Origin of the sequence: Segatella cerevisiae, from assembly GCF_024054555.1 — a bacterium.
GTDB lineage: Bacteria > Bacteroidota > Bacteroidia > Bacteroidales > Bacteroidaceae > Prevotella > Prevotella cerevisiae.
In genome coordinates, this window is the sequence record NZ_JAMXLY010000088.1 from 1 (window position 1) to 4,208 (window position 4,208).

Here is a 4,208-nt window from a genome sequence, read left to right on the forward strand (position 1 = left end):
CTTTGCCTTAAAACTTGGTTCAAACTTACTTCTTCTTCCCATTTCTGTTCCTTTCTTACTTAGTGCAAAGATAAACAATATTCTTTAACTTTAGCACCTGTACTAAAATTGGGGAGTATTATACACAACTTACGAAAATTATCCGGAAAAGGACTTGATTTTATAAATGCCGGTGTTCTGGTAGAATAATATTGTTTGTAATTAAAAGCATATTTTTAGTTATAAAGTAATGTACAATTACTTATTTATGCATCATATTGTAACAACAATCGGTCGAATATCATTTTTAACCGGTTTTATTTGTCATTATAATAAAAAATGAATAGTTTTGTAATACCATGAAAGAGAAAGGAAATATCTTTTCCTTGGATTCTTGCAATCGACCTAATTATCATCTTTAAATATTACGGCTTATGATTATCGGAATACCAAAAGAAATCAAGAACAATGAAAACAGGGTCGGTATGACTCCTGCTGGTGTGGCGGAATTAGTAAAACGAGGCCACAAAGTATTGATAGAAACCTCAGCCGGTATCAATAGCGGTTTTCCCGACGATACCTACACTGAAGTCGGTGGCAAGATCATCCCGACAAAAGAAGAGGTGTATGCCAAGGCGGACATGATCGTGAAAGTCAAGGAACCCATAGAACCGGAATATCAACTGATCAGGAAAGGACAGATCGTCTTCACTTATTTCCATTTTGCTTCCGACCGTCCGCTTCTGGATGCTATGCTGGCTAGTGGAGCTACCTGCATTGCATACGAAACGGTCAAGACCAAAGACGGTTCACTGCCTCTGTTGATTCCCATGAGTGAAGTGGCAGGCAGAATGTCCGTTCAGGAAGGGGCACGTTTTCTGGAAAGTCCCCAAGGTGGAAAGGGCATGCTAATAGGAGGTGTACCGGGGGTAAAACCTGCTAAAGTATTGGTACTGGGCGCCGGTACAGTAGGCACCAATGCAGCATTCAAGGCTGCCGGACTTGGAGCTGATGTCACCCTGATGGATATCAATCTGCCCCGTTTACGTGCATTGAGTGAAATCCTACCGAAGAACGTGAAGACGCTATTCTCATCCGAGCACAATATCCGTGAGGAATTGCCCGATACAGATCTTGTGATCGGCTCTGTACTGGTACGAGGAGACAAAACACCACACCTGATCACTAAAGATATGCTACAACTCATGCGTAAGGGAAGTGTCCTAGTAGATGTGGCTATCGATCAGGGCGGGTGTTTCGAGACTTCACATCCCACGACCCACACGGATCCGGTATATACAGTCAACGGCATTGTACACTATGCAGTCGCCAACATACCGGGAGCCGTAGCTTACACCTCTACCCCGGCATTGGATAATGCCACACTGCCTTATGTCCTGGCTCTTGCAGGAAAAGGTTGGAAAAGGGCATGTGCCGAAGATGCATCACTATATGAAGGAGTCAATATTGTAGACGGAAAAGTCACCTTCAAACCCGTCGCTGATTTATACGGACTGCCTTATGTTCCTGCAAAAGTATAATAACAGGAATTCATTAAAATCTAATCAATACAGGCCTTCTCACAAACAAGAAGGCCTGTTGCAGTTATAAGATTTAATACCCCTTTTTCATCAAATTGGACATACTCCGCTTCTTTTTTAGACAAAGTATTAACGATTAGTCTCTGATGCAGAATCAGCCACAACTTTTCTACCATCCGGATCTATAGCATTTACCGGGTTGTCCACACAGTACACATACGGACTCACTTCTGGAGTACGCTCTGCCACTGGATCCATCGTGGTCCAACGGCCGATAATTGCATCATAGTTTCTTGCTCCATAGTCATAAAGGTCTAGGCCATGAACTCTGTCCAGTTCCTTCCCGTTATACTTATACGGTTGCAACGAGGCATTTAGGCCAGCATCACCATACACGCCTCCAAAGGGATAATAATGCGTCACCTGCTCCAGTGTTCCGTTCTCGTTCACTACTGCCCGGTTGTTGCCCAGGTGGTCCCGGGTATAGTAATGATACACCGGCTGGCTGGCTGTCGTGAATGTGCAGTAGCCTCCGCCGAACAGGTATTTGTCTGCCTTTCCGTTCCTGAAGATGAAGTTGCCGATATAGTCAGTACTGTCCACGGAGAGTGTATTGGCTGCTGCCGTACGATGGATGGTACGCAGCTTCTCCCCTGTAGAGGTATAGACGTACTCCGTCACGTTGCCGTTGGTAAACTGTATCCGTCTTGGATGGTTCATGGTGTCAATCTGTTTAAATCCATTCATTTTACCCTACAATAAACAGGCAGAAAATACTCTACATTTACGGCTTTACCCTTTATCTTCCCGGGAATCCATTTAGGCATTAATTTTAGAATTCTAATAATCTCATTATCAAGTGGAGCATCTAAACCTTGAATAACCTTAATATCTTTAATATCTCCCTCTTTAGTTACTATAAATTCACAAATAACTTTTCCTTGTATTGATGCATCATCATAAATGTCTGGATATTTAAAAACAGAATCAATATAATTGAGTAGACAGTAATATCCACCATTATATGACGGAGAAGGATTTGTCTCCATAACTTGATAAACTGTACTATCCAGAGACTTACTGCCCTGCCCATAAATTGTACTTGGTACAACCATAAGCAATAACAGACAAACTGTAAGAAAAATCTGCTTCATATTATTTCATATTTTGAATTGTTTCATTCATCGATTTATTTATTAAATCAAATAAAGACCTATTTAGGTCAGTATTTCCTAAACCATATTGATGAGAGGCTTCCTTTCTATCTCCCTTTGTTATAATATAAACATAAGCATGCCCATTTGCTTCATGACTGTATATTTGTGCTCTTCCCTCTTCTGATAATTTTGAATTAATAACGACGATAATATTATTATTTGGAGAATTTTGCAATCCGTTACTATCAGGAAAAAGAGTTTTGCCTAGAAGACCTGTTTCACCAGTTGATGCTCCAATGCCCCTTCCATTATTATTCCCAACAAATGATCTATCGACCCCACTATAATGCATAGGATAAACACATAGAATTCCTTTCTTATTTCTATATCTAAATTTATCATCCAATTTAACTTCAACTATTTTATCAGAAAGAGCCATTGTCTTTAGACTTTGAAAATTCTGACTGTCACTTTGAATTGTTTTTAGTGGATCCTGCCGAATATATCCTTTTTTATCAAATTGTACATATTGTCTTAAATCTTCGGGCAATGTGTTCAGAATCATTCTTTGTGCCTCAATTTGTATGGCATATATTTTTCTCCCATCAACATCTATAGCATTTACCGGGTTGTCCACACAGTACACATACGGACTCACTTCTGGAGTACGCTCTGCCAGTGGATCCATCGTAGTCCAACGGCCGATAATTGCATCATAGTTTCTTGCTCCATAGTCATAAAGGTCTAATTCATGTGTCCTGTCCAGTTCCTTCCCGTTATACTTATACGGCTGCAACGAAGCATTCAAGCCGGCATCACCATATATACCACCGAAAGGATAATAATGTGTCACCTGTTCCAGTGTTCCGTCCTCGTTCACCACGGCCCGATTATTACCCAGGTGATCCTGAGTATAGTAATGATATATTGGCAGGCCGGTTGAGGTAAATGAGCAATATCCTCCATTAAACAAATATTTATCAGCTTTTCCATTTTCAAAAATAAAGTTGCCGATGTAGTCGGTACTGTCCACGGAGAGTATATTGTCTGCTACCGTACGGTGAATGGTACGCAGCCTCTCACCTGTAGAAGCATAGATATACTCCGTTACATTACCGTTGGTAAACTGTATTCGCATTGGATGGTTCATCGTGTCATATTCTATCTTAGCTATACCTTTGTTGGCATCCGACATCAGGTTGCCGTTTAGTGCATCCGCTTGTAATCATCCTGATATCGGCAAGGGCGCTATTATCACCTAACTATTTTACTATATTCGTATCAAAGATAATACACTCTTTTTCCTTATACAGCCACGCAGTACCAACACGTTGTTCTAAAGGTGCACTTAAAATTTGGTTGGTAACAATTGCTATTTTATTTAGTATTTTTCTCTCATCTTTTGGCTCTTTCCAATTAGAAGTGCAAAAACACCTTGGTGCAAAAATCATGAAAAACACCGCGGCGGTTTGCCTCGCGGCTGGGGGTGCGAAGCCCCCAAAGAGCGTCAGGTGATGACTTAAGCAATGCA

5 protein-coding genes are annotated in these 4,208 nt (G+C 40.9%); 1 reads left to right on the forward strand and 4 read right to left on the reverse strand.

Going from position 1 to position 4,208, the window contains the following annotated elements:
- Positions 1-413: 413 nt before the first annotated feature.
- Positions 414-1,520, forward strand: a complete 1,107-nt coding sequence (ald, locus tag NG821_RS12330; protein WP_252761959.1) for an alanine dehydrogenase — start codon at positions 414-416, stop codon at positions 1,518-1,520.
- A gap of 129 nt (positions 1,521-1,649) precedes the next feature.
- Here the strand turns inward: ald and NG821_RS12335 are convergent, their stop codons facing one another.
- The 4 genes from NG821_RS12335 to NG821_RS12350 form a co-directional block, all read right to left on the reverse strand.
- The gene (locus NG821_RS12335) at positions 1,650-2,267 is read right to left on the reverse strand and encodes an RHS repeat-associated core domain-containing protein (protein WP_252761960.1); all 618 of its coding nucleotides are present in this window, start codon (positions 2,265-2,267) and stop codon (positions 1,650-1,652) included.
- Positions 2,264-2,674 carry an energy transducer TonB gene (locus NG821_RS12340; RefSeq protein ID WP_252761961.1) on the reverse strand — a complete coding sequence of 137 codons (411 nt, stop codon included), beginning with the start codon at positions 2,672-2,674 and terminating at the stop codon, positions 2,264-2,266. The genes NG821_RS12335 and NG821_RS12340 overlap by 4 nt, the downstream gene beginning before the upstream one ends.
- 1 nt (position 2,675) lies before the next feature.
- Complete coding sequence (locus tag NG821_RS12345; RefSeq protein WP_252761962.1) at positions 2,676-3,872, reverse strand: RHS repeat domain-containing protein; 1,197 nt, start codon at positions 3,870-3,872, stop codon at positions 2,676-2,678.
- Positions 3,873-3,939: 67 nt separating this feature from the next.
- Positions 3,940-4,208 (reverse strand): hypothetical protein (locus NG821_RS12350; RefSeq protein WP_252761963.1); only part of this gene is annotated, 269 nt, incomplete at its 5' end.